Raw genomic sequence first — 26,180 nt, 5'->3', positions numbered from 1 at the left:
TCTGCGGCGCGCTCATTGAAACCGCCGGCGCCGGCGGCGGACGGGGCCCCGCAGCGGCCGCGGCCGTGTTGGGGCCGGCATTGCCCCCGGCGCGGCCGGTGGTGGCCTGCGGCGCGGCGGAACCTGCCGGCCGCGCGGGCGCCGGCACGGGTTCCCCGGGAGCGGGCACGACCTGGAGGATGGCCACTTGAACATGAGTGCCGAGGGTGCGGATCTGCAGCGCCACCTGGCTCCCGGCGGGCAGGGCGAGGGCGGTATTGAGAGCGATCACCCCATGGCCGGTGCGGATCAGCACATGTCCCTGGATGTCACGCCCGGTGACCTGTCCCTGAACGATTGTGCCAGCGGCGACGTTCTGAAGGGAGTTGGGCGGCTGCGCGATGGTGCCGGTGGGCAAATTGGCACTCGCAGGGGCGGGGATGGTGTTGCCTGGCGATTGTCCGGGTGTCGAGGCGCCGCGAGCCGGCACGCTGAAATCACTCATGGCGGCGCAGCCCGGTCTCGACCATGTCCGCGATCCCGATCACATCGGTGGCCGCGGCGCAGGTTGGAAATCTTGTGATCAGCGGCGCCTGCTTCCGAATTGAGTCAGTCACGTGGGAATCGCGGCGCACGATTCCCGCCAGCGGCGGCGACAGTTTCAGGAATCCCTCGCACGCCCGCAGGATCGTCCGGTAGGTCGCCTGTCCTTCCTGGACCGATTTCGCCATGTTGACGACGATCCGGGTTTCCAGCAGGGGATGTTGGGCCTGGCCGAGCTTGATGAAGGCATAGGCGTCGGTCAGGGCCGTCGGCTCGTCGGTGGTCACGACCAGGCAGGTGCGCGCCGCCTGGCTGAGCATCTGAACCGTGCGATCCACGCCGGCGCCAAGATCGAGAAGGACGATATCGTAGTCCTGGGACAGCAGCGCGAGATCGCGGGCAAGCGTGCGGAGCCGGACCGGCGGCAAGTTCGCCAGGCTGGTCGATCCGGACAAGCCGGCTATGATGTGGAACTCGCCCGTTTCGAAGAAGGTCGCCGCCTGGCGCAGGGTTGTCTTTCCGGCCAGCACCTTGTTGAGGGTCCTTTCCATCATGAGGCCAAGCTGGATATCGACATTGGCGAGGCCAAGATCGGCATCCACCAGAAGAACGCGCAGCCCTTTTTTCGCCAGTGCCTGGGCAAGCGTGATCGACAGCCACGTCTTGCCGACGCCACCCTTGCCGGAGGCGATGGCGTAGACGTTGCGCTGCGCCGGGATCGCACCTTGCGTGTTATCGGCCCGCTCGCGGGGGGTGCTGGGATCGGCCAGGGTCATAAACGAAAATTCTCCTTTTCGCCGCGCAAATCTTCGGCGGTTGCATGAGGGGTTGCTCGCGTCGCGTGATGGCGGGCGGGCCGGTCCTGAGCCTCGGGGAAGAAGAACCGGGCCAGCGCCACAGGGGTCATCGGACGCAGACCCGTGGCGATATCGCCGGAAATTCCGGCATCGGCGAAGCGCAGCCCGGCATCCTCGCCCGCCATCAGGACGCCGCCCAGGCGGCGGCTGATATCGAGCCGCGTGACCACAAGCCGGGAAATGCCGATTTCCTGAAACGCATGGGCCATCTCGGCCATCTCCAGCGCATCGCCGCCGGCCGCCAGGACGAGCACCGGTTCGGCATTGGCGGCGGCGATGAAATCGGACAGTTCCGCCTGCTCATACGGGTCGAAGGGATTGATGCTGTGGGTATCGATCAGGCCGGCTGCGGCGTGACTCCCGCTCGTAGCGAAGGATTCAAGCGCAGTGTCATTGGCCGCGAGGCCACATTCCACACCCAGGATATCCGCGAGCTGGCGCAATTGCTCGAAACCACCCGCCCGGCGGGTATCGGTCGTGGCCAAGCGCGGCTGGCGGCCGGCGAGGGCGGTCTGGGCGGCCAGCTTGGCGACAGTGACCGTCTTGCCGCTGCCCGGCGGGCCGACCAGCATCAGCGGCCGGTCAAACGAGCGCTCCGAAAGCGGGCTGAAGCGGTAGCGCTCGTCGAACGCGGCGGCGAGGCCAAGGGCCGGATCGCCATCGCCGATTTCAAGTGCCGAGATCGTTTCCAGGAGCCGTGCGATAACCCGGTCATCCACCCCCATGCGGCTCAGACGCCCCGAGACGGGGGCTGCGATGCCGGCGGCTTCCTCTGACGGGGCCGATCCGCCCGCGCGCGCCGTATTCCGCCCGTCCGCAGCCATCGGATCCGGGGTTTCCAGGGCCGCGAGGATCCGCACGCCCTGGCCGGTTTCCTCGATCGAAACCAGGATCGCGTCGTCGCCGAGCGTACGGCGCACCTGTTCCTGGGCGCTCGTGAGGCTGTCGGCACTGAAGCTGCGTAGTCGCATCGGTTGTGGCCTGCCTGTCTTCTCGTCCGGTCGTCCGGTCCCCCGGTCCCCAATGGCCTCTAAATTTGTCCCAGGGTCTTGATCGTCACCTTGGGGTGAATTTCGCTTTGCGACATCACGGTTGTCTGCGGCCGGAAGCGCTCGACGATGGACCGCACATAGGGCCGGATGCGTGGCGTGGTCAGCAGCACGGGTGCCTCGCCCATCAGGGCGTGACGCTCGAAGGTCTGACGAACCGTCGTCATGAAATCCTGCAGCAGGCTGGGCGCCATGGAGAGTTGCTTGTCCTCGCCGTCGCCGACCAGCGCCTCGGCAAAATTCTGCTCCCATTCCGGCGTGAGGGTGACCAGCGGGATATAGCCCTCGTGGTTGATGTGCGCGTGGCTGAGCTGCAGCGCGAGGCGACCGCGCACATGCTCGGTGATCATGGTGATATTGCGCGTGAAGTTGCTCGCTTCCGAAATTCCCTCAAGAATTGTTGGCAAATCACGGATCGAGATTCTCTCCCGCAGAAGATTCTGGAGCACGCGCTGGACGCCGCCCAGACTGATCCGGTCCGGGACCGTGTCGGCGACGAGTGACTGGTGCTCTTCCGGCAGATCGTCGAGCAGTTTCTTGGTCTCGGCGTAGGAGCACATATCCGCCATATTATCCCGGACCAGCTCGGTCAGATGGGTGGTGATCACGGTCGGCGGGTCGACCACGGTATAACCGCGGAAATTGGCTTCCTCGCGCTGGGCCGGGTCTACCCACATGGCCGGCAGCCCGAAAGTGGGCTCCGTCGTTTCTTCGCCGACGAGCGGAATCTTCTCGCCGCGCGGATCCATCACGAGCAGCATCGCCGGCTGGATATCGCCCCGGCCGGCCTCCACCTCCTTGATGCGAATGACATAGCTGTTGGGGCCCAGTTGCATGTTGTCCTGAATGCGCACCGCCGGCAGAACGAAACCCATATCGGCCGCCAGTTGCCGTCGCAGCGCCTTGATCTGGTCGGTCAGGCGATAGCCGGTCTCGGTATTGATCATGCTGACGAGGCCGTAGCCCAGCTCAAGCCGGATATGGTCCAGTTGCAGGCTCTTGGAAATCGGTTCGTCCGCCACGGGCACGGCGGCGGCCTCCGCCGCTTCGAGTGCCTGCACCTCGGCATGATCCCGTTCGTGCTTCTGTGTCGAGGCGTAGGCGAGGCCGCCCGTCAGCCCGGCCACCATCAGGAAGGGAAGCATCGGAATGCCGGGCATGAACGCGAGCGCGGCCATCAGCCCGGCGCTGACGCCCAGGGCGCGAGGGTAGCCGCCGAGCTGCCCGAAAAGCGCCTTGTCGGCGGTGCCTTCGACGCCGGCCTTCGCGACCAGCATGCCGGCGCCGGTCGAAACGATGAGTGCCGGGATTTGCGAAACCAGCCCGTCGCCTACTGTCAAAAGCGTATAGGTATGCGAGGCGTCCGAGAAGGACATGTCGTTCTGCGCCACACCGATGACGATCCCGCCGATGATGTTAATGAAGGTGATCAGCAGGCCGGCAACGGCGTCGCCGCGCACGAATTTGGCGGCGCCGTCCATCGAGCCGAAAAATGTGCTTTCATCCTCCAGTGCCTTGCGGCGCCCGCGCGCCTCGGCCTCGTTGATCAGACCGGCCGACAGATCAGCGTCGATCGCCATTTGCTTGCCGGGCATGGCATCCAGGCTGAAGCGGGCGGACACTTCGGCGATGCGGCCGGAGCCTTTCGTGATCACCACGAAATTCACGATGATCAGAATGGCAAACACAATCAGGCCGATGACAAAATTGCCGCCCATGACGAAATTACCGAACGCTTCGATCACGTGCCCGGCGGCCACCGTTCCCTCGTGTCCGTCCGACAGGATAAGGCGCGTGGACGCCAGATTGAGCGACAGCCTGAGCATGGTCGCAATCAGCAGGACAGTGGGGAAGCTGCTGAAATCGAGGGGTTTTTCGATAAACAGCACCGTCATCAGAATGAGGATCGAAAACGTGATCGAGATGGCGAGTGACATGTCGAGCAGCCAGCTCGGCATGGGCAGAACCAGGACAACCAGAATTGCCATGACCCCCAGCGCGAGAGCGATGTCGCCGCGCCGCAGGGCATCCACCAGGCGTCCGATGACCGCATCACCGCCTTGCCCGCCGCCGGCCTGGTCCGCTGGCTGATTACCGATCGTGTCTGACATGTTCACTCCCGGGAAGGCCGTGGGCCGATCCGTGCCTTCTTGGGTTCAAGGTTGCTTCAGGCCGTCGCCCTGTCGCGCTCACCGGGGATCGGCACCGGGACACCGTCCTCGCTATACTGCTTCAGCTTGTTGCGCAGCGTGCGTATCGAAATGCCCAGGATGTTGGCGGCATGAGTTCGATTGCCGAAACAGTGGGTCAGCGTGTCGAGAATAAGATCGCGCTCCACTTCGGCGACGGTCTTGCCGACAAGCGGGCGCGACCCGGTTCCGGCCGGACCCGTTCGGCCGCCGCCGGCCGTGTCTCTGGCCCCGGCCCCGTCGCCCAGGCCCGGAGCGGCACCCTCCGGCAGGGTCAGGGCATCCGGCCCGATTTCATCGCCATCGGCGAGGAGAACGGCGCGGTGAAGGGCGTTCTCCAGTTCGCGCACATTTCCGGGCCAGCCGTGACGCCCAAGGGCCGCGAGCCCGTCCGGTGAGACGGTTCGGGCCGGGAGGCCATTCGATTCCGCATATTTTGCGGCGAAATGTTGGGCCAGTGGCGCAATGTCCCTTGGCCTTTCGCGCAGGGCCGGCAGTTTCAGGGTCATGACATTGAGACGATAAAGAAGGTCCTCGCGGAACCTGCCAAGACGGACCTGGTCGGCCAGATCCAGATTGGTCGTGGCGATCAGACGAATATCAACCTTGACCGGATTGTCCCCGCCGACGCGGTCGATTTCACGCTCCTGCAGCGCCCGCAGCAGCTTGGCCTGAAGGCGGATGTCCATCTCGCTGATTTCATCAAGCAGCAAGGTTCCGCCATTCGCCTCCTCGAACTTGCCGATGCGGCGCGCCACGGCGCCCGTGAACGCACCCTTCTCATGGCCGAACAATTCCGACTCGAGAAGATTCTCCGGGATCGCGGCACAGTTGACCGAGACGAATTTCTGACTGCTCCGGCGGCTCTTGGCATGCACCAGTTGAGCGACCATTTCCTTGCCAGTCCCCGATTCGCCGGTAATCAAAATGCTTGCATCACTGGCGGCCACCCGCTCGGCGACTTTCAGCACGTCGCGAAAGACAGGATCCTCCGCAATCAGAGTCCGTCGCGTATCGGATACTGCTGCCAGGATTGCACCGATCAGCTCTGCGTCGGGCGGCAGCGGGACATATTCCTGAGCGCCCGCATGGATAGCTTCCACGGCCGCTTTGGGTTCGGCTTCGATGCCGCAGGCAACGACGGGCGTATTGATCCGCTCGCTCTTCATGCTGACCAGCAGATGGACCACGTCCAGGGCCACATCCACCATGGCCAGATCGGCTCCCTTACCCGAGCGCAGAAACGTCAGTGCCTCCTTGACCGAGTCCACACTCGCGACTTCTGCGCCGTTGGCAACGGCGATTTTAATCGCGTCACTTATATGGCCGTTGAGAGTGCCGACAATTAACAGACGCATTCCGAACTCCAGCTTGGGTACTATCGTTTAGTTGTATCGTGTCGACCGGTCTGACGGTGACAGGATCGTATTGAGATTCATTTCCAGCTTGCGCGGATTGTCCTGTCGCGCCACTGCCGCGGCGGTGATCGTAAAAATATGATTGACGAGGCTTTCCTCGGCCGCGTTCCGTTCCAGCTTGTTGGCCAGCGGACTGAACACCATCGTCGCGAGGATGGCGCCGTAGAAGGTCGTCAACAGTGCCACCGCCATGGCGGGGCCGATCGTGGATGGGTCTTCAAGGCGGCCGAGCATCTGAACGAGGCCGACGAGTGTACCGATCAGCCCCATCGACGGAGCCACTTCGGCCGACCGGCGCAGGACGGCGGAACTCGCTTTGTGGCGGACATAGGTCGCCTGGCGTTCGCGCTCCATCACCTTGTAGAGTTCGTCGGCCGGGACGCCGTCGACGACGAGAGACAGGGCCTTGAAGAGAAATTTCTCGCTCCGCATCCGGGGCAGAATCTGCTCGATCGCAAGGACACCCTTGCCGCGCGCGGCCTCGGCCACCTGAAGGGCGTAATTGGCGGCCCGGCGGGGTGCTCGTTGGGTCCTGAACAGCGCTTTGAGAACGACGCGTTGCGCCGTCAGGATCTCGCCGAGAGAAAAGCCCATCATGGTGACGCCGAATGTTCCGCCGATCACGATCATGAGCGCAGCCGGATCGACGAACGAGTTTGGTGTGCCTCCCGTCACGATGGCGAGCGCCACCAGGCCAAAAGCCGCAGTCAGGCCGAGGACTGTGGCGATATCCAGACCCCGGCTGTCACTCAGCGACGGCTTAGCGGCATTCGGGCGGCCGGTTCTGGTCGCCGGCGCCTGGGAAGCGATTTTTGCCATGACGGGACTCCCGGACCGGCCGTCAGTTCCGGTCCGACTTGATGATCTCGGTCATCGTCACACCCAGACGCTCGTCAACCACGACAACCTCGCCGCGTGCGACGAGGCGGTTGTTGACCAGAATGTCCACGGGCTCGCCGACCTTTCGGTCGAGTTCGACTACGGCCCCGCGGCCAAGCTTCAGAAGCTGGCTGACCTGCATCGCTGACCGGCCGAGCACGGCAGACACCTGAACGGGGATATCGTAAACCGCCTCCAGCTCTTCGGCCGTGTGCATCTCGTTCTTCTGCAGGTTTTGCTCGCCTCTTCGGCCATTGGCGCCGCCGTTCTCTTGCGGCTCGAAATCGTTCAGAGCCAGATTGGCCCCGTCCGCGCCCTCCGCATCCGGGCTCTCTGCCGCGGCTCCTTTCGGGGCTCCTTCCGGAGCTCCTTTCGGGGCTTCGCTGTTTTCTTCATCAACCATTGGTTTCTCCTCGCTCACTCATGTCCGTATCCGCCATGTCCATATCGGGCCTGTCCGCATCCGGGGTTTTTGCGTCCGTGGTCTTCGGGCTCGTTGTGTTGTCCTCGGCCGTCTCAGGCGAGGCCGGCAGGCTGAAGGCGCCGGGCCCGTCGGCCAGCGCCCGATTGACGGTCTCCTCGATCGCCGCCCAGAGATGTCCGCCATCGCGGGACACCCCGCCATCCGCCCATTCGATCCGGACATCGGCGCCGGTCAAATCGTCCGCCGGCACCATGACCAGCTGCCCCGGAAAACCGGCGGCAGCCGCCAGATCGTCGATTCGCGTCTTCAACATCTCGATCATGTCCGGCCCGAGGCGTATGACCAGTCGCGGCTCCTGTGCCATTTCTTCGAGACAGGTGACGATGAGGCGTTCCGCTTCGGTGGGGCCGTTCTCACGCTCCAGCGACGGGTAGAGTCTCTTGAGTATCGTTGCCGCCACGGCCACGGCATTCTTGCGCGCCGCGGCCGCCGCCTCCGCCTGCGCCGCCACGAGTCCCTGGATTTCGGGAATGAGTGCGGTCACAACCGATTCGATCCGGCTCTCAATATCCCGGAGGGCAGCAGTCCGGCCGGCTTCCAGGCCGGCGGCATAGCCTTCCTCCCGTGTGACCCGCAAGGTCGTCTCGTGGGCTTCTACGCGGGCGGCTTCCTCGACCTCGCGTTGCGAATCGAACCGGTTGTCGAAGGAGAATTTCTGCACAGCGCTCATCAAATTCGTTCCGCCGCCACCCGTTAATAGACGAGCTCGTCATCATCCTTGGAATCAAGGATGGTGATCTCACCCGACGCCGCAAGATTCTTGGCCGTGATGACCATCTGCATCTGCGCCTCGTCCACTTCGCGCAGTCGAACCGGCCCCATCGCTTCCATGTCCTCGCGAAGAATCTTGCCCGCCCGCTCCGACATATTGGAAAAGAAAAGGTCGCGGAGGGGCTCCGACGAGCCTTTGAGCGCAATGGCAAGCTGACCCTTGTCGACGTTGCGCAGGAGCGTCTGCACGCTGCCCGGATCCAGCTTGTTGAGATCCTCGAAGGTGAACATCAACTGGCGGATCCGCTCGGCCGCATCCTTGTTGCGTTCCTCGAGGGCCGAGAGGAAACGGCTTTCGGCCGCCCGGTCGAGATTGTTGAAAATCTCGGCCATCATTTCGTGTGCGTCGCGCCGGTTCGTCCGGGCCAGATTGCTCATGAATTCGGAACGCAGCGTGCGTTCCACATCGTCGAGGATCTCCTTCTGGACGGATTCCATCCGGAGCATCCGGAGAACCACCTCCATGGCGAAATTCTCGGGCAGGCAGGCGAGCACGCGCGCCGCATGATCGGAGCGGATCTTCGACATCACCACCGCGACCGTCTGCGGGTATTCGTTCTTGAGGTAGTTGGCGAGGACTTCCTCGTTCACATTGCCCAGCTTGTCCCACATGGTCCGGCCGGCGGGACCGCGGATTTCCTCCATAATCGTGTCGACCCGCTCCCGGCCCAGAGCCTTGAGCAGAAGGCGCTCGGTCGTATCGAAGCTGCCGGTTAGCCCGCCTGTCGCCGAGACCTGGTCGGCGAACTCGACGAATACCTTCTCCACGATCTCGGAGCCGACGGTGCCCAGCTTGGACATGCTCTGGGAAATCTCCTTGATTTCCTCGTCATCGAGGATCGTAAAGATTTCGGCCGCGAGCTCTTCGCCAAGTGACATCAGGAGCACGGCAGCCTTATCGCTGCCGCTGAGTGCTCTGTATTCTTCCTTTGCGCGCATGATCTGCCACTACCCCGTTGTCCGGGCCCGCCGGTGCTGGGCCGGAAAACTCGAGGGTTACCCTTCCTGATACATCCAGTTCCTGAGGATCGAGACCGACTCTTCAGGGTGCTTCTTCACGATTTCGCCGACTTTCTTGATCGAGGACGCGCGTACGCGGCCCTCCACCTGCTCAAGATTGATGAGGGACTCGGGCGCGTCGGCCAGGGGCAGCGACGCCTCACCCCCGTCCATGCCCGGGGCCGGCGCCTCCATGCCCGGGGGCAGTGCGGGGCGCGGTCCGCCAGAGGAATCGCTAATCAGCCGTTCGGCCGCCTTCTGGACATCCTGCGGCTTGGGCAAGGCCTCGAGTGTCCGGGCGACAAGCGGCCGGACCACCAGCATGATGACGAGGAGGGCGACAATCGAAAGGACAAGGATCTCGGCGATCCGGAAATAATCCTGCTTGGCCAGGCCAAAAATCGGCTCGATCTGCTCCTCGCCCCAATCGGTGCTGAGTTGCTTGAAGGGCATATTGACGATTTCGACAGTGTCCCCGCGACTTTCGTCAAAACCGATGGCGGATTTCACGAGGCGGCTCATCTGGGCGAGTTCTTCGTCGGAGCGCGGCTCGTAGCTCCGCTCCTCGCCATTGCCCGTGTATTCCCCGTCCACCAGGACCGCGACCGAGAGACGTCGCACTGCGCCCGTCTCGTGGTAATGATCGGTCACCGTCTCGGAGATCTCATAATTTACGGTCTCCTCGACCCGGTTGGAATCGCTGCGCGATGTCGCAGCGGCGCCGGCCTCGGCTTCCTCGTCGGGGAGGTTGTTTTCCACCGTGACCGTGTCGCTTGGCTCCTGCTCGGCGGATTTTTCTATTTCCTCAACGGTTTGCGTGGAGCGCACCACCTGACCGTCAGGGTCGAAGGTTTTGGATCGCGTGGTCACGCGGTCGAAATCCAAGAGGGCGGTCACCTGGGCGCGCACATTACCGGGACCGACGGAGCGTTCGATCAGCGATTCGATGGTTCGGCCAAGGCGATCCTCGTAGGACCGGCGCATGTCGTCTGACTGCGTCATCAACGCGGTGGCGGTATTCTCGCCGGCCGCGCGGGCCAGGAGGGCGCCCTTGTCGTCGACAACCGTGACCTTACCGGGCGCGAGCCCAGGGACCGCGGCCGCGACAAGCTGCTGGATGGCCAATACCTGACCGGCGTTGATCCGCGAGTTTCCCCGTGTCTGGAGGACCACCGAAGCGCTTGGTTCCTGCTCTTCGCGGCTGAAGAGCTGGCGGCGGGGCAGAACCAGATGAACCCTGGAGGCCTGCACGCCCGAAATCGACCGGATGGTGCGGGCGAGCTCGCCCTCGAGCGCCCGGACCAGATTGATATTCTGGACAAAATTAGTCGTGCCCAGGCTTTCCGAGCGATCGAATATTTCGTATCCGATGGAGCCGCCCGACGGCAGGCCGTCCTCCGCCATTGCCATGCGCAACCGCAAGACCTGATCGCCCGGGACCATGATCCGGGTGCCGTTCCCACTCAGCTCATACGGTACATTCAGCGTATCAAGCTTGCTGACGATCGCACCGCTATCCTGCATGTCCAGATCGCCGAACAGGAGAACCATGTCCGGCGTCGTCAGCTTGGAGGTCAGGAAAACGAAGAAAAGGATGATGCCCACCCCGACACCACCCAGAATCAGCAGGTGTGCAGCGCCGAGGCTACGAAACGTCGTTGCTAGTCCACTCAATGAAGCCGCCCTGAAAAAACATTTGGGCCTTGTCCTGTAGCCCGTCCCAGATCGGAAGTTAGGGTTGCGGCAGTGAAAAACCGGTTAACACTGGGAAAATTTTGCCGTTTTTCCGGAAAAATTTGCCGGGCCTGCTCGACGGACAGGATCGCGGCCGCGCTGCACGCTGAAGCTAATCGCGTGCCATATGCGCCGATGTCCGGCCGGCGGGCGTCTTTGTATCGCGGTATTGCTGCAGGCGGGTTGCGCGCAGCCCCATCATGCCATGCGCCTCGATCAGACGCTGCCACGAGAGAAACTCCTCCACCGACAGATTGTACATTTCACAGGCTTCCTCGAGGCTGAGCAGCCCCGCACGCACGGCGGAGACGACCTCGGCCTTGCGGCGCACGACCCAGCGCTTCGTGCCGGGCGAGGGGAGAGTCCGGCGTGTCAGACGGGTCCCGTTGGGGCCATTGATCCCGTCTTCCAACCTGTCTGACCCGCGGGCGTTATGAGTGGAGGTCTGCGACATGTTCTTTCGGTTTCGGTTGCGCCAGTGCCGCTCCGGACACGCCGCTTTTTCGGGACCGGTGAGAAGCCGGTCGAAGGTTGGGCGTGGCTCGTATCGACGGGGAAAGGCTAGGCCTGGCCGCTTAAAAATTCGCTAAACGCGTGTCCGCGGGCGACCGAAAAATCATGCAAAAAATGGCGATTTCCAATGATTTGTTAAAGGTTCGGGGCCGGCCTTTAAGGCTTCGTCAAGACATCGCCGAAACCGGCCCCGAAGCCATCAGCGAATGATGCGGACGAGTTCGTCCAGCATTTCGTCCGCGGTGGTGATGATCCGGGACGCAGCGGAATAGGCCTGCTGCGTGATCACCATCTTGGTGAACTCTTCGCCCAGATCCACGTTGGAGCTTTCCAGCGCACCCGAGGCGATCCGACTGGAATCCAGTTCGTCCGCGAAGTTGAGGAGTGTCTGGCCGGACCGGTCGGTCTGGGCGTAAGCGTTGCCGCTCTTGGCTTCCAGCCTGGAGGGATTGGCGAAGGTGGCGAGCGGGACCTTGTAGATGGGCCGTGTCTCGCCGTTATCAAATGTTGCCGTCACGAGGCCGTCCTCGCCAATTGTCACCCCCGTGAAGATGCCGAATTGAACGCCGTTCTGCTGAATGAACGAGGTCGTGAAATTGCCCGAGAATTGGGTCACCCCATCGGCCGAGCCGGCGGTCCCCAGGTCGAGGGTGATCGCGCCTGCGGCCGCACCCGTGGCGGTCGCCGGCGGGTTGGTGAAGTCGATGGCGAGGGCGGGGTTGGTGATGGTATTCGGCGTGCCGTCACCATTGAAGGTGACGGAGCCGGCAGCACCCGCCGTCAGCGTGGCGGTCTGGACCGAGGCGTCGTTCGCCAGGGTAGGATCCGCAACGGCATAATCCCAGGCGTTCACGCCCGTCTTCGTCCAGGTGATCTGGATGTTATGGGCGACGCCGAGCGAATCGAAAATCAGGATGTTATTGTTCTCCGTGGTCCCGGTCGGGGCGGAGGCCGGCAGGTTGGCGCCCAGGGAGACGTTGGAGGTGGCGACCGCCACGCCCGAGATCCCGCTGACGTTTACCGTCGATAGCGTCGATTCGATCGAGGTATTCGCGGCGATGGGTACGCCGGCCGTGTCAGTCGGCCAGCCCTGAAGGAAGTAACCGCCGGTGTTCTTCAGAAAGCCGTTCTGATCCACGGTGAACGAGCCCGCCCGTGTGAAGAGGAACTGGCCCGCGCTGTTGTCGCGCGTATTCACGACGAAGAAGCCCTTGCCTGCAACGGCGATGTCGGTTGCTGAATCGCTCGATTCAAGAAGGCCCTGCTTGTCGATCAGCGAGAATGGCGCCGCCTCGACACCGCCCGGCGAGTAACTCGTATCCGTCGCGGCCTGGGTCACCAGCGTTGAAAACCGCGCTTCGGTCGCCTTGAAGCCTACCGTGTTCACGTTGGAGATGTTGTCCGAGATCATGCCCAGAGACTGGCTCTGTGCGTTAAGGCCGGAAACGCCCGAGAACATTGCGCCAAACAAACTCATTTCTATTCTCCTTATTAAATCCGGTACCCGATCATGCCGTGACCGGTGCCGGGTACTGGTTAGGACGGATTGCTGCTGTCTATGACAGAAAGAACATTCGAAGCGGGCAGCTCTTTGCCGAGTACTGTGAGCAGAATGTCAGCGCCGTCATTCTTCAGAGATTCGACGCGACCAAATCCTGTGATCTGCGGGTTAAGTGCATTGCCATCGGGGTCGGTGGCCACGATCTGGAGAGCGTAAATGCCATCGGGCTGAAGGGTTTCGGTATGGTCTTCGCCGTTCCAGACGAATTCGTGGGTACCGGCCTGGTTTTCGCCATCGATTGTGCGAACGACGTTGCCGTCCTCATCCAGGATATTGACCGTGACATTCTGGGCCGAGGCGCCAAGCGTGTAAGTCCATTTTGCCGCGCCGTTCTCAAGTGCCGCCTTCGCGCCGCCGATCTCAACACTCTTCCCGAGATACGAGATCGAGTTGGTGAGCCCATTGTTGCCCAGAAGCGACAGCATGTCGTCGAGACGTTCATTCGTATTGAGGGTCTGTTCCACCTGGGAGAACATGACGAGCTGTTGGGTAAATTCATTCGAACTGAGCGGCTCCAGCGGATCCTGGTTCTGTAACTGCGTCGTCAGAATGGTGAGAAAGCTGTCGAAGGTGTCGGACAGCCGGTCGCGATCCGATTCGACCTGTGTGCTGGTGCTCGCGCCGGGCGCGGGATTTGGCGTGATTTCCATAATCGGGTCCTGTCCTAATCGCGGTTTAGATCGTGAGATCCACCCGATCCGTCCGCAGGATCTGGGTGATCTCGCCTGAAAGGGCGGGCGCGTCGCCCGACGCTTCGTTCACTATGCCCGCAAGGGGGCGGGAAGCGTCGCCATCGGCCCGCTCGCCACCGGCGCTATCCGAGTTTCCTCCCCGAAGCTGGAAATCCAGGCCGCCGCTATCGGCCTCGAAGCCGGCGTCCTGAAGGGCGCGCTCGAGAAGCCTCGCATCGCGCTGCAGCAGGTCGAGCGTATCGGCACGGTCGGCCACGATCACGGCTTGGAGACGGCCGTCATGGCCGATGTCGAGCTTCACATCCACCTTGCCGAGATGGGCCGGCTTGAGCTGGATGGTGATCCGGTCGAGCCCTTCCTGTGTCCCCTTGGCAAGCTGCATCGAAACCTGGTCCGTGAGCCCGGCCTGCGGCAGGTGGCGGGCAAACGCCGCGGCGTCGGCGGCGCTGGGCAGGCCGCCCGGCCTCACATCTGCCGTCATCGTGCCAAGCCCGCCCGGTGTCGCGCCGGGGGACGTCAGCCCCAGGTCGCTGGCGCTTGGGGCGAGTGACGTGAACTGGCCGGCAACCGGCGCGGCGGAACTTAACAGGAGACCGGGCGCGAAGGCGGCCGGATTGTTGCCCGCTCGTCCGGCCGAACTAGCCTGGAGGGCGGGATCGGTTGGGCCGGCGGCGGCGCTGATCTGTTTGATGGCAAAGGCGGTGGCATCCGATACCACGTTGCCTGAGAGGCCGGCGGCGGGATTTCCCGGATTGCCCGAACTCGTGGCGCCGACACGCACCTCGCCCGCTGCGTGGAGTGTCCGTGTTGGCCGGTCACCGGAAGCTGCCGTGACGGCGAGCCGGCCGGCTTCGCGACCGTCGGCGAGACGGCTGGTATCGGCCAGGGGCGTCGGGGTATGGCCGGGGGCTTGGGCCAGACCCTGTGGCTGGCCCGGCCTCGCGCCGACGGCCGTCGCGGCCGCCTGGCCCGCGGTGCCGGTGCCGGCCTGGCTGGCGACAGTCAGGCCGGGTGGCGTGGCGAGGCTCGCGCTTCCGGTCAGAATGGCGCCCGCCGGGACCGCGTTTACGGCTCCGAGGGCGGGGTTGGCGGCCAGTTGGGCGGCGGCGCGGGCGAGCCCTGCATCAGCCTCGCCGGCGGCAGCATTGTTGGTTGCCTGGCCGGGGATATGCGGGCTGTCGCCAGACCGCACATTGGGTGACGTGTCGACGGTATCTGCCCCATCCGGCTTTGGCGTGCCCCGGTCGGCCGGCCGGGTGCTGTCCTGATTGCCGGGTCGAGCATTGCCGTCGGCCGTCCGCTCGCGGGGGGCGGCCGCAGGCTCTCTCAAGGCTGTTTCCGTCTGGGCAGTTTCCGGGCGGGGTTTATCGATCGGCTCTTCTCGCCGCTCTCTCGCTCCCACCTCGGAGGCACGTTCGCGCTCGAACCGGGCCGTTTCGGACGGATCGGCGATACGGGCGTGAAAATCGTTCCGCTCCTCGGCCCTCTGCCGGGCGGCCTCGGCCAGGCGCGGCTCGTCGCGGTGGGTCGGGGAAGGCCGGGCCTTCCCGAGATCCACCGGCCGATCCAGCAGGCCGTGAGCGAGAGAGAGATCCATCACAAGTTGTCCGTATCAGAGTGGTTGGAAACTGCCGGCTAGGCCGTGGCCCGCGCGCGGGACGGCATGGCGCGGTGATTCTCATTCGCCAACGGCAGAATGAAGGGCGCCGACATGGCCGAATCGATTTCGATCCAGGATTCGTGGATGGGTCGCAGGATCTCGATCACGGCACGGGCCATGGCCGGGTCATTGTCCCGGTTGACCAGGGGCAGCTGCGTCATGCTGAAGCGATAGAGTTTCGCGAGGTTCTCGGAAATGATCCCGCCTTTCTCCATGTCGAGCGACATGTACAGGTAGGAAATGACCTCGATCGCAACATTGACGCATTTGCACCGCTTCTCGATATCGCCATCCTCGATGGCCTCGATTGCGGAGTCCAGCGCAGTGATCACGCCATCGTACAGCATGACGACGAGGCGACTTGGCGGCGTATTGGTGATCGTATCGATCTCCGAGCCGTGGTTTGTGACTGTCATTGTCTTCTCCTTTCTTCCTGCTTCCGGCCGGATGGTGCTGTGTCAGACAGCCCATCCGTCCCGGAAACCAGCTCCGATTACTGGAACAACTGGAGCAAGTTCTGTGGCAACTGATTGGCCTGCGAAAGCATGGACACGCCCGCCTGGACCAGGATCTGCTTACTCGTGAGGGTCGTGATTTCCTGAGCCACATCGAGATCGAGCAGGGCTGACCTGGCCGACTCGGCGTTTTCAATCGCCGTCGCCAGGTTTGCCGAGGCAAAGTCGAGCCTGTTCTGGGCCGCGCCGATTCCCGCACGCGAGTTGTTCAGGGTATCGATCGCGGAAGTCACGATGCCCTGGGCGCTCTCGGCATTGGAGACGTTGCTGATGCTCGAGCTCGTCAGGCCGAGAGACGAGTTGTTGATGGAATCGATGGCAATCGTGAGGCTGTCGACCCCGGACACGATGCCCGTGCCAAGCTTGAAGGTGAAGCTGATCTGAGACGATGAGCCGGAATTGCCGAACATCACGGCGCCGAGGTCATCCACATCCACGGTCAGATCGGCCCCGTCGGTATATCCGTCGGTGACGACGAAGCCGACCTCGATGTTGTTCGTCCCGTCGCTTAGCGTCAGGTTCTTGGTGCCGACGGTGCTCATATCCACGCCGTTGGCGGTAAAGGCTCCGAGGGAGACGCCGGCGGCATTCGCCGTCGTCGCGTCGATGCTCATGGCACTCGAGGCCAGATTCTGCACCGCCGCGGCGACATCCGCATTGAGAAGCTGGATCGTGGTGGTCTCGATGGAGCCCGCGCCGCCGTCATTTGCCTCGGTGACCGATCCCGTGGGGTTGATGTCGGCCGTTTTGTCGAAGGCAGAGTTGAGCGAAATGGTGACCCCGACCTCGGCGAACCGGACTTCCTGGGTCGTGTTGATGGGGACGGGGGTCGCGCCGATATTGATGCCCTGGCTGGCACCGGTCGTCATATTGGTGACGGTCAGGACATTACTCGTGGCGTCGTATGCCACCTGGGTCGCGGCGTCACCCACGCTGGGGTCGAACACGATGCTGGCGAAGCCATCGGCTGCCTGAAGCACGTTGTCGGCATTCGACAAGGCGTTGAGGACCGTGGTCGTGGAGGATGACCCGTTCACGAGCTGGTTGCCGTTGAACTCGGTATCCTGGGCGATCCGTTCGGCCTCCTGCAGGAGCTGCTGGTATTCGGTATCCAGCATCGAACGCTCGGTGTCCGAAAGCTGGCCGGAACTGGCCTGCACCGCCAGCACCTTCATGCGGACCAGGATGTCGCTGACTCGCGCCATGGCGCCATCCGCGATCTGGAGCATGGAAATGGCCTGGCCCGCGTTCACGTTGGCCTGTGACATGGAGCGAACCTCGGCGGCAAGCCGTGAGCCGATCGCCAGTGAGGCCGCATCGTCCCGCGCCGACACCACACGGGCGCCCGACGATAGCTTGGCCAGTGACTGGGTCGCCTGTTCGTTGTTGGTCACGAGATTCCGGTGGGCGACATTGGCCGCGAAATTCGAAATGACGTTTAAAGGCATTGCCTGATCTCCTCTACTTGATGTCCCGGTACTGACACCGGGCCCTACCTGCGGCGGCGATCCTTGATCGGTCGTCCCACAAAATCGTTTTCCCTTGTCATGGCTTTCCCCCGAGCCGGTCGGGACGAAGGCCGTTTCACGCGGACGGATAAACGCAAGCCCCGGGCCAGACCGCGAAAAAACCGGTAGATCCTTGTTTTTCATAAAGAAAATGATATCTGCGCCGGCCGCCCGGCACGGCCCCGGCGAACCGGCTTAGGCAGAATTTGCCGCGGCGGGCAGGTTCTGCCGGGCGGAGGGAAAACTTGACCCGTTCTGTCCGCTCACTGCGGCCGCCGGCCGCGGGCGGACACAAAAAAACGCCGCAGACGCGGCGTTTCGGGTTTGAACGCGGGCGGCGGAGCCGCCGGCCGGGAGGTCAGGCCGAGATCGACAGCGGGCCCGGCAGGGGCGGCTCGCCCTGGTTGCCATTGCCGTCGGACCGGGTGTCGCCGGTGCGATAGGGGCCGGGCGGCGGGCTGTTCGGCCCGCCTTTTTCCGCCAGCTCTTCCCAGGAGCGCGCGAGCGGCTCGAGGAGGCCGATAATGTCCTCGGCCACCTTCGGGTCATTCTTGAAGTCCACCTGGGGAAGCTGGCGCAGCATGAAGCAATAGAGCTGTTCGAGATTCTGGCCGACCTCGCCGCCTTTCTCGACATCGAGTGTCGAAAGCAGATGGGCGATGATCTCCTGGGCCGCGGAGTTGGATTTCCAGCGTTTCTCGATGTCACCCGCCTTGATCGCCGCGATGGCATCTCTCAGGCACACGATCGCCTTGCCGTACAGCATCGCCACGAGCCGTGCGGGCGAGGCGGTCATGATCTGCTGGGTCTGATAGTTCCGGGAGCCGTTCTGGTTCATTACGCCGTCTGCAATTCCGTTGGTTTATTCCCGAGTCGGGTCTCCGGCCGCTGTCTCCGAGTGTGATCAGTTGTTGTTATTATTTAATGAATCGGTGAGCTGCCGGATGGATTCCCGCAAGTTTTCGAGCCGGCTGAGTGCCGCCTCCATGGCGATGTACTGGTCTGTCAGGGTGGCGCGCTGAATCTCGAGCCGCGTTAGCATGTTCGCGATTCGCTCGTTGGCGACTTCGTTCTGGCCTTCTATCGAGTCGATCTCCGACCGCAGGGCGCCGTCCGATCCCAGCAACTGCTCAAGGTCGAAGAAAAGGTCGGATCCAAGCCCGATTGTGTAATCAAGATCAACGCCGCTCGCTGCCCCGGCCCCGCTGTAGAAAAGCCGCAATCCATCCGCACCCGTGGCATTCGTGGCGGTGACCGACATGCCGTTGATCGTGACGCTGCCGTCGCTGGCGCCGCTCGGGTCGCCATTGATATTTGCGCCCGTGATCAGCGTGTCCTGGGTCGTCAGTCCGAGCGCCGCGAGAAGATCGCCCGTGTCGTTGTTTACCGTGATGGCGTCCTGGGTTGAGGAAATCACCAGTTTCGGGGAGCCGCTGCTTTCGTTGATGGAGGCGCTGATTCCGGTGATCCCGGCCGCGGAAATGGTGGCGGCCAGATCCTCGAGAGTGTCTGTGGTGACATCGTAGGCGATTGCGGTGCCATTGATTTCGAATTGTCCCGACGTGGTTGCCCCGAAACTGTCCGCCTGATCGAGGGTAACGGCCTTATCCGTGATCGTGACGGAATCCTCGCGGGCCGATCCCGTCCCCTCGATATTCAACGTAAAACCGTTGACGTCGAACGATGTCTGGCCTGTAAACGAAAGCAGGGAGACCCTCGGGTCCGACGAAGTGAAGTCGAAGGCGAACAGCTTGCGGACCTCTTCCGAGTTGCTGAGCAGCGCCTGATCGAGGGCAGCATTATCCACCTCGAGCGTGTCGTCCAGAAGCGGGTCTGACAACGTGCTGTTATCGACGAAATTGACGCCGATCTGGGCCAGCACGGTGAAATCCGCGTTCGTGCCGGTGGCCCCGCCGCCGATGATGGCGCCGATCCGGGATTCGATCTCGGAAATGGCCCGGTTGCCGAAGAGGACGCCAGTATTCTCGATTGCCTCGCCGGTCTCTGGGTTCACGATTTGATGCGAGTTCAGCAGGGTGCGCAGCTCGTTATAGGCGTCGACAAAATCGGTGATGGCTGTTTTGAGCTGGCTGAGGTCCTGTTCCACATCGAGCTGGACGGCCGTCCCCACCTCGGCCTTGAACAGGGTCAGGGTCACGCCCGCGAAAAGATCGTTAATTGTGTTGCTGGCCCGCTCGATCACGAGATCCTTCTTGGAAAATGACAGGTCGGTCAGCAGATTGTTGGTGTCGCCCGAAATCGTGATGGGTCCGCCGTCGTCCTTGATGATCTCCAGTCGAAACTGTCCGCCGTCTGACACCACCTGCCCCGTTAGGCCCGATCCCGTAATGGCCGTGGCGAGATTCTGGAGTGTATCGGTATCATCGTAGGTAACGGTCTTGATCAGGGCGCCGGAAGCGTCGCGAATCTCGAATGTGTTGCCCGCGCCGGTTACAGAGGTATAGCTGCTCAGCGCCGCTGTATCGTCGGCCACGAGGATCGATTCATGCTGTGAGGGATCACGGAGTCCGTCGGCATGAAGCTGGGCCAGTTGGGACTGCTGGAGCTCGTTCAGGAATGTGCTGCCCCCGTCGGAAGAGATCCCGAGATCAGACAGAACGCCGGTCGTGTTGTCGTCGCTCAACGTAATGTCGGTGCCCGTCTCATCCGCGGTCAGCACCAGGACGTGCTGGGTCTCGCTCGCTGACACGATACTCGCCGTGACACCCGTAGCGTTATCGCCGGAGTTGGCATTGTTGATACGGTCACGCAGATCCGCCAGGCTATCCGTCGCCAGTACGTCGATCGTCACCCCGTTGATCTGAAAGTTTCCGGAGACGGGGCCGGCGGCGCCGGTCGCGGTCTGCAGGTCGCTCGTTTTGCTCGAGAAATCGCCGCTGCCGAGCTTGTGGGCCTTGGCGATTTGCAGCACCTCGATGGTGCTCGACCCGAGCGCGGCGGAATTGTCCACCGAAATTCCCATGATTTCGGCGACCGGGCTGGCCGAGCCCGAATCGATACGGCTGGCCGAGGCAAAGGCATTCTTGGCGGCAAAGATATTATTCGCGTTGTTGAAAGAAACGGCGCCTCTCAGCACGCTGAGGCGGTCGCGCAAGACATTGACGACGCTTTCCAGCTCGTCCAGCGCAGTCAGCTTCTCCTGGTTGTCAGCAACCCGCGTTTCCAGCCGGTCGACCGGGATGCGGCGCGCCTGGATGATGGCGTCGACGGTGCCTTCGATGTCGATGCCGGATCGCAGGCCCGAAAACGAAACCCGTCCCGACTCGTCGACATTGATATTGTTCAGGTTGAGACCGCTGGTATCGGACATGCTGGTTTTCCACTCGGGCGATTCGGGCCACTTGGGTTACTCTGGCCGTATTCCTTTCCGGCGCGCCCGCCCGGCTTGGCGGCGGGCGGCACGCGCTTCTCCACTGTGCCAGTCCTCTGCAATTCTCGGACCGCGCGACAGGGGCCTTCGCCGGACCACGCGTGCTGGCGGGTTTCTGGCCATTCTTCCCAGGGCACAGGGTAGGGAGGGAGGTTTAATAAATCTTTGAAAACGACATAAATTCATAGCCTTAGGCAAAAATTGCCGGGTTGGACCGAGGCCAGCGGCAAAATCTGCGCAAAAAAAAGAGAGGGGGCCATCTGGCCCCCTCTCCGGATAACCCCGGGAACTCGGGATTAGTTGAACAACCGCAGCAGGTTCTGCGGCAGCTGGTTCGCCTGCGCCAGCATGGAAACACCGGCCTGCAGGAGGACCTGCTTGCTGGTGAACACGCTGATTTCGTTGGCGACGTCCAGGTCCAACAGGGCCGACCGGGCCGATTCGGCGTTCTCGATCGCCGTCGACAGGTTCGCTGACGCGAAGTCGATCCGGTTCTGCGAGGCACCGACGCCTGCCCGAGAGGTGTTGAGCGTGTCGATGGCCGTCGAAACCGCCGCCGACGCCGTATCGGCGTTGCTGCCGTCCGACCCCGAAATCGACGTACCCGTCAGGCCGAGGGCTGCCACGCTGACGGCACTCACGGAAACATCCAGGTTGTCTTGAGCGGAGGTTCCCGTACCCAGCTTGAAGCTGAAGTCCGTCGTGCTGGAGGCAGCCGTGTTGCCGAACACCAGTGTGCCCAGGTCATCGACATCAACCGTCAGATCGGCACCGTCGGTGTACCCTTCGGTGACGACGAAGCTGATCTCGATATCGCTGGTTCCGTCGCTGAGTGTCAGGTTCTTCGTCCCGACCGTGCTTAAATCCACAGCGTTGGCCGTGAACGCACCGAGCGAAACGCCGGCACTGTTCGCGGTCGTGGCGTCGATCGAGGCCGACAGCGAGGACAGGGTTTCCACCGCATCCGCGACATCCGCGTTGAGCAACGTGATCGTGGCGGTGTCGATTGACCCCGTGCCGCCATCGTTGGCTTCCGTCACGGCGCCGGTCGGCGCAATGTCGGTGGTTTTGTCGAAGGCGGAGTTGAGGGTAATCGTGGCACCGATCTGATTGAAGCGCACGCTCTGCTCTTCGTTCAGCGCGATGGCCGTGCCGCCAATGTTCACGCCTTCGCTCACACCGGTCGTCAGGTTGGTGAGGGTGAGGACGTTATCGGTAGCGTTGAACGACACGCTGATGGCTGCATCGCCCACGTCGGAATCGAGCGCGATTCCGGCAAAACCGTCGGCCGCTTCGAAGATACGGTCGCCGGCCGCCTGGCCGTTCAGCACGGTCGTGGTCGATGTGGAGCCGTTCACCAGGGTTTGGCCGTTGAACTCGGTGTCCTGGGCGATACGGTCGATTTCCGACGTGAGTGCCTGGAACTCCGAGTCGAGGATGCTCCGCTCTGTCGAGGAAAGCTGGCCGGAACCAGCCTGCACCGAGAGGGTTTTCATCCGGACCAGAATGTCGTTCACGCGCGCCATGGCGCCGTCAGCGATCTGGAGCATCGAGACGGCCTGACCCGCGTTCACGGATGCCTGTTTCAGGGCCTGGACCTCGGCGTTCAGACGAGAACCGATCGCGAGCGACGCGGCGTCGTCCTTGGCCGAAACCACGCGGCTACCTGAAGACAGCTTGGTCAAGGAAGCAGTGGTTTGAGCTTCGGTCGTGGCCAGGTTGCGGTGAGCCGCATTGGCCGCGAAGTTGGAGATGATGTTGAGAGACATGGTGTGTTCTCCTACTTGGAGTTTGGGATAAACAGCTACCTGCCGTTCGGGAACATCCTGTTCCCCGCGAGCCGCCTGCCGTTGGAGCAGGCTTTCTCGGGGCTCGGGCGCAAGATTAGGGCGGCAAAGTTTTAGGAAGGGTTAAAGAAAATCGGAGGGCGGAAAACTTTCGGGTTCCATGCCCGGCTGTTTCCATGCCCGCTTGAATGCCGGAAAGTGGCCGATTTTACCGAAACTTAACGCTGATCGACCATGGTGAGACCGCTGGCGGCGCGCGAACGCGCCTGCGGGCGGCCCTTTCGCGTCAACAGGATTTTCTGTGGTGAAACTCGCCAAAAACTTTGCTCCGGGTATCTTCTACGGCGTCCGCAACAAGCCAGTTTTTACCAGAGGTTTCAAGGATATGCTCGGCAATGTCCAGCCGGGCATCTTCGCGGCCGACAATCTCATCACGTTCGGGCGAAATCTCACCCTGCTGGGGGACGAGCCTTTCCTGGCTGCATTCAATCGCCATGCCGAGACAGGGCCTGAAAAGGCCGTCATGTGGCGGGTCTACGTGTTGTGCTGGGCGGCGCAGCACGGGCTGCGGCGGGAAGGGGATTTCGTCGAGTGCGGGTCCTACAAGGGGACTTCGGCGAGAATCGTGTGCGATTACGTCGATTTCGCCTCCGAAACCGGGCGGCGTTTCTACCTCTACGATCTGTTCGAGCATACGGACGATATGAGCCACCATGCCATGCCGGAACATTCGGCCGGGCTTTTCGCCCAGGTGACAGAACGCTTTCGCAATGTGCCGAATGCCGTCGTGACCCAGGGGCCGGTCCCGGACTCGTTCGAAAAGGCCGTGCCCAACGGCCCGATCGCATTTCTCCATATCGATATGAACAATCGCGACGCCGAAATCGGCGCGCTGGAGCGTCTGTTCGACCAGGTTGTGCCAGGGGGGGCGATTGTCTTCGACGATTACGGCTGGCTTGGCTATGCCGATCAGCAGCGCGCCGAAGACCGGTTTATGGCAGATCGGGGCTACAAGATCCTGGAGCTTCCCACCGGGCAGGGACTTCTTATCAAGTGAACACCGGCCTGGCGGCGGTCGGGCCTGCAAATGGCATGGGAAAACTGAGTGATGGCCAAGAGACAAGGCAGGCTGCGTATAGGTGATCTGATGCAGCGCGCCGTCCGGATGCATCAGGCGGGCAATCTCGAGGATGCAATCGAAATTTACGGCAAGGTGCTCGAAAAGGTGCCGGCGCACCCCGATGCCTTGCACTATCTTGGAATCGCATATCATCAATCCGGAGACAGCGCGACCGCGGTCGAAAAGATAGAGGCCTCGATCCAGGCGGCGCCGGACCGCGCGGATTTCCTCGGCAATCTGGCCAAGATCCGGATCGAGACCGGGACCTACGAGGCGGCTGAGAAATCGTTGAAATCGGCCCTGAGCCTGGATCCGCAGGACCTGCAGGCGCGTCTTCACTACATCGTTCTGCTGCGGGAGACCGAGCGTTTCGGGGATGCGCTGACGATGCTCGACGCCGCCCGGAAAATTGAGCCCGGACTCAAAAACTACCACCGCCAGCGTGGTGAAATCCTGCAGCAATCCGGAGATTTCGCGGCAGCGGTCTCGGCTTACGAACAGCATCTTCTCATCGATCCCAACGATACGCGCGCTCACAGCAACGTGGGCTTTTGTCTCGAACAGCTCGGTCGGACCGGCGAGGCAATGACCGCATATCGCCGGGCCTTCGATACGGCCGGGGAATCGGAAGAATTCCGCGCCGAAATTCTGCGTTCCGTCGAGGAAGGCGGCGACCCCGAGGCGGCGATCCAGTCCTATCTGCAGCAAATGGAAAATGACCCGGAAGACTGGCATCAGCATGCCGTGGTGGGGCGTACGCTGGGGCGGCTTGGCCGGATGGAGGCCGCGATACGCGTTCTTCAGAAGATTGTGGAGCTCAATCCTGACAGTTACGAAGCCTGGAACGATGCCGGCTCCTGCCTGAATACGCTCAATCGGATAGACCTGGCGGCGCATTTCTATGCCAAGGCAATCGAGCTGGATCCCGGCAAGTACCCGGCGCTGAACAATCTCGGCAATGCCTTCATGGGTCAGCACCGCTACGACCTGGCTATCAAGTTCTACAAGGAGGCGCTACAACGCGCGCCGCGGGCGCCGGGGCCTCATGTAAACCTGATCCGCTCCCTTCGTCATCTCAACCGATACGATGAAGCAAATTTCTATGCTCATGCGACGCTGACACTGGACGACCTCGAGCCGGGCCACCGCTGCAATCCATTCCAGATTTTCCAGGCAACCTGCGATTTCGAGGGGCTTCGCGAGTTGGGCGATCTGTTCGGGCTGACCCGGCAGTTCCACACGAGCGGACAATCGGCGGTCTTTCTCGATCTCCTGGTTCACGCCAGAACGGATGATCAGCTCTCCAAGCTCTTCAGCCTTCACAAGGGCTGGGCCGACAACATGGTCCGCGCCTCGCAGGCCAGTCCGCTTCCCGAGGCCAAACTGCGCACACGCGACAAGGGGCGGAAAATTCGCGTCGGAGTTCTTTCGTCCGATCTGAAGGGGCATTCTGTTGCCCGTTTCGTCGGGCCGATCCTGCTCAACTACGACAAGTCCGGCTTCGAGTTTTATTGCTACACGCCCGAACGTGCGCCGAACGATCCGCTGCAAAAGAAATTTATCGATCATGTCGACAGGTTCACGTTCGTGGACGGGATGAGCGAGCGCGAGATCGCGGAAGCCATCCGACGGGACGAGGTGGATATTCTGATCGAGCTGAACGGATTTACCATGTCCCACAAGCTCGAGGTCCTGGCCTACAAGCCGGCACCGGTTCAGATCTGCTGGCTCGGCTATCCCTACACCACGGGCATGGAGACCGTTGATTTTCTCGTAACCGATCCTTACGTAAAGCCGGTCCGCGAGGACCTTCTGGCGGAAAAGCCGCTGGTTTTGCCGGAAAGCTGGGTCTGCTTCGATTCCTTCGAGGATGTGCCAATCAATCCGGTCATTCCATTCGAAAGAAACGGGATCATCACCTTCGGGACGCTCAACAATACCTACAAATACACGCCCGAAACAATTGGGCTCTGGGGTCAGGTCATGTCGCGCGTGCCCGACTCGCGGTTTCTTGTGGTGCGCCCCGAAATCGATTCCGTTGTTCTCAAGACGAACCTGGTGCGCGAGTTCGAAAAACACGGCATAGGCCCCGAACGTCTGTATTTCGTGAATAACAAGAAGATCGAGACCTCCCATCTCGACTTCTATAACGAGATCGATATCTCGCTCGATACTTTCCCCCTGACGGGGGGCACGACGACCTGCGAGGCCGTTTGGATGGGCGTGCCGGTGGTCACGAAAGTGGGACCGGGCATGCACCAGCGCATGAGCCATTCGATCCTCAACAACGTCAGCCTGGGTGAGCTTTCTGTCGGATCAGATGCCGAATTCATCGATGCGGCGGTTGAGCTGGCTCAAAATCCCGACAGCATCACCTTTCTTCGCTACCATCTGCGGCCGATGGTCCAGCAATCCGCGCTCTGCCGGATCGACGATTTCGTGGAAAATTTCCAGGCGGCGCTGCGCGCGGCACTGAAGGAAAAAGAGAGAACTGCTGGCAAAGCGGCCGCGGCCGCCTGATATGGCGCGGC

21 protein-coding genes are annotated in these 26,180 nt (G+C 62.3%); 2 read left to right on the top strand and 19 right to left on the bottom strand.

Annotated features, from left to right (window positions below; all coding sequences use genetic code 11):
- From RLQ26_11935 to RLQ26_11845, 19 genes are all read right to left on the bottom strand, one after another.
- A partial coding sequence (locus RLQ26_11935; GenBank protein ID MEQ9089434.1) for a hypothetical protein occupies positions 1-484 on the bottom strand: 484 nt, incomplete at its 3' end.
- Positions 477-1,298 (bottom strand): MinD/ParA family protein, encoded by an 822-nt coding sequence (locus RLQ26_11930; protein MEQ9089433.1) that lies wholly within the window; start codon positions 1,296-1,298, stop codon positions 477-479. The genes RLQ26_11935 and RLQ26_11930, both read right to left, overlap by 8 nt.
- Positions 1,295-2,350 carry a hypothetical protein gene (locus RLQ26_11925; protein ID MEQ9089432.1) on the bottom strand — a complete coding sequence of 352 codons (1,056 nt, stop codon included), beginning with the start codon at positions 2,348-2,350 and terminating at the stop codon, positions 1,295-1,297. The genes RLQ26_11930 and RLQ26_11925 overlap by 4 nt, the downstream gene beginning before the upstream one ends.
- A 59-nt stretch (positions 2,351-2,409) precedes the next feature.
- Positions 2,410-4,539 (bottom strand): flagellar biosynthesis protein FlhA, encoded by a 2,130-nt coding sequence (gene flhA, locus RLQ26_11920; GenBank protein ID MEQ9089431.1) that lies wholly within the window; start codon positions 4,537-4,539, stop codon positions 2,410-2,412.
- A gap of 56 nt (positions 4,540-4,595) precedes the next feature.
- Positions 4,596-5,975 carry a sigma-54 dependent transcriptional regulator gene (locus tag RLQ26_11915; protein ID MEQ9089430.1) on the bottom strand — a complete coding sequence of 460 codons (1,380 nt, stop codon included), beginning with the start codon at positions 5,973-5,975 and terminating at the stop codon, positions 4,596-4,598.
- A gap of 27 nt (positions 5,976-6,002) precedes the next feature.
- Entirely contained in the window at positions 6,003-6,854 is an 852-nt protein-coding gene (locus tag RLQ26_11910; protein MEQ9089429.1) for a MotA/TolQ/ExbB proton channel family protein, read from the bottom strand.
- Positions 6,855-6,876: 22 nt separating this feature from the next.
- The gene (gene fliN / locus RLQ26_11905) at positions 6,877-7,146 is read right to left on the bottom strand and encodes a flagellar motor switch protein FliN (protein MEQ9089428.1); all 270 of its coding nucleotides are present in this window, start codon (positions 7,144-7,146) and stop codon (positions 6,877-6,879) included.
- 163 nt (positions 7,147-7,309) lie between these two features.
- A complete protein-coding gene (locus RLQ26_11900; protein MEQ9089427.1) occupies positions 7,310-8,068 on the bottom strand; it encodes a FliH/SctL family protein in 759 nt (252 codons plus the stop codon).
- Positions 8,069-8,091: 23 nt separating this feature from the next.
- Complete coding sequence (fliG, locus tag RLQ26_11895; GenBank protein MEQ9089426.1) at positions 8,092-9,108, bottom strand: flagellar motor switch protein FliG; 1,017 nt, start codon at positions 9,106-9,108, stop codon at positions 8,092-8,094.
- Between the two features lie 57 nt (positions 9,109-9,165).
- On the bottom strand, positions 9,166-10,842 hold the full coding sequence (gene fliF, locus RLQ26_11890) for a flagellar basal-body MS-ring/collar protein FliF (protein MEQ9089425.1): 1,677 nt from the start codon (positions 10,840-10,842) through the stop codon (positions 9,166-9,168).
- 172 nt (positions 10,843-11,014) lie between these two features.
- Complete coding sequence (locus tag RLQ26_11885) at positions 11,015-11,356, bottom strand: DUF1153 domain-containing protein (protein MEQ9089424.1); 342 nt, start codon at positions 11,354-11,356, stop codon at positions 11,015-11,017.
- A gap of 258 nt (positions 11,357-11,614) precedes the next feature.
- Positions 11,615-12,892 carry a flagellar hook protein FlgE gene (gene flgE, locus RLQ26_11880; GenBank protein ID MEQ9089423.1) on the bottom strand — a complete coding sequence of 426 codons (1,278 nt, stop codon included), beginning with the start codon at positions 12,890-12,892 and terminating at the stop codon, positions 11,615-11,617.
- Between the two features lie 59 nt (positions 12,893-12,951).
- Positions 12,952-13,626 carry a flagellar hook capping FlgD N-terminal domain-containing protein gene (locus RLQ26_11875; protein ID MEQ9089422.1) on the bottom strand — a complete coding sequence of 225 codons (675 nt, stop codon included), beginning with the start codon at positions 13,624-13,626 and terminating at the stop codon, positions 12,952-12,954.
- 25 nt (positions 13,627-13,651) lie between these two features.
- Positions 13,652-15,265, bottom strand: coding sequence for a flagellar hook-length control protein FliK (locus RLQ26_11870; protein MEQ9089421.1), 1,614 nt, complete (start codon positions 15,263-15,265; stop codon positions 13,652-13,654).
- A 38-nt stretch (positions 15,266-15,303) separates the two neighbouring features.
- Positions 15,304-15,744: a flagellar export chaperone FliS gene (gene fliS / locus RLQ26_11865; protein ID MEQ9089420.1), complete on the bottom strand. Its 441-nt coding sequence runs from the start codon at positions 15,742-15,744 to the stop codon at positions 15,304-15,306.
- 77 nt (positions 15,745-15,821) lie between these two features.
- Positions 15,822-17,291 carry a flagellin gene (locus tag RLQ26_11860; protein MEQ9089419.1) on the bottom strand — a complete coding sequence of 490 codons (1,470 nt, stop codon included), beginning with the start codon at positions 17,289-17,291 and terminating at the stop codon, positions 15,822-15,824.
- A 418-nt stretch (positions 17,292-17,709) separates the two neighbouring features.
- Positions 17,710-18,189, bottom strand: a complete 480-nt coding sequence (gene fliS / locus RLQ26_11855) for a flagellar export chaperone FliS (GenBank protein MEQ9089418.1) — start codon at positions 18,187-18,189, stop codon at positions 17,710-17,712.
- A 66-nt stretch (positions 18,190-18,255) separates the two neighbouring features.
- Positions 18,256-20,682: a flagellar filament capping protein FliD gene (gene fliD, locus RLQ26_11850; GenBank protein MEQ9089417.1), complete on the bottom strand. Its 2,427-nt coding sequence runs from the start codon at positions 20,680-20,682 to the stop codon at positions 18,256-18,258.
- 356 nt (positions 20,683-21,038) lie between these two features.
- Positions 21,039-22,511: a flagellin gene (locus RLQ26_11845; GenBank protein ID MEQ9089416.1), complete on the bottom strand. Its 1,473-nt coding sequence runs from the start codon at positions 22,509-22,511 to the stop codon at positions 21,039-21,041.
- A gap of 322 nt (positions 22,512-22,833) precedes the next feature.
- Here RLQ26_11845 and RLQ26_11840 point away from each other — a divergent pair, with 322 nt between their 5' ends.
- Positions 22,834-23,586 (top strand): class I SAM-dependent methyltransferase, encoded by a 753-nt coding sequence (locus RLQ26_11840; protein ID MEQ9089415.1) that lies wholly within the window; start codon positions 22,834-22,836, stop codon positions 23,584-23,586.
- 51 nt (positions 23,587-23,637) lie between these two features.
- The gene (locus tag RLQ26_11835; protein ID MEQ9089414.1) at positions 23,638-26,169 is read left to right on the top strand and encodes a tetratricopeptide repeat protein; all 2,532 of its coding nucleotides are present in this window, start codon (positions 23,638-23,640) and stop codon (positions 26,167-26,169) included.
- The last annotated feature ends 11 nt before the right edge of the window (positions 26,170-26,180 follow it).

The organism is Alphaproteobacteria bacterium, assembly GCA_040220875.1.
In the GTDB taxonomy this organism is placed as follows: domain Bacteria; phylum Pseudomonadota; class Alphaproteobacteria; order JAVJVX01; family JAVJVX01; genus JAVJVX01.
The sequence above is the reverse complement of the archived record's forward strand: the minus strand, read 5'-3'. Positions and strand labels throughout refer to the sequence as shown.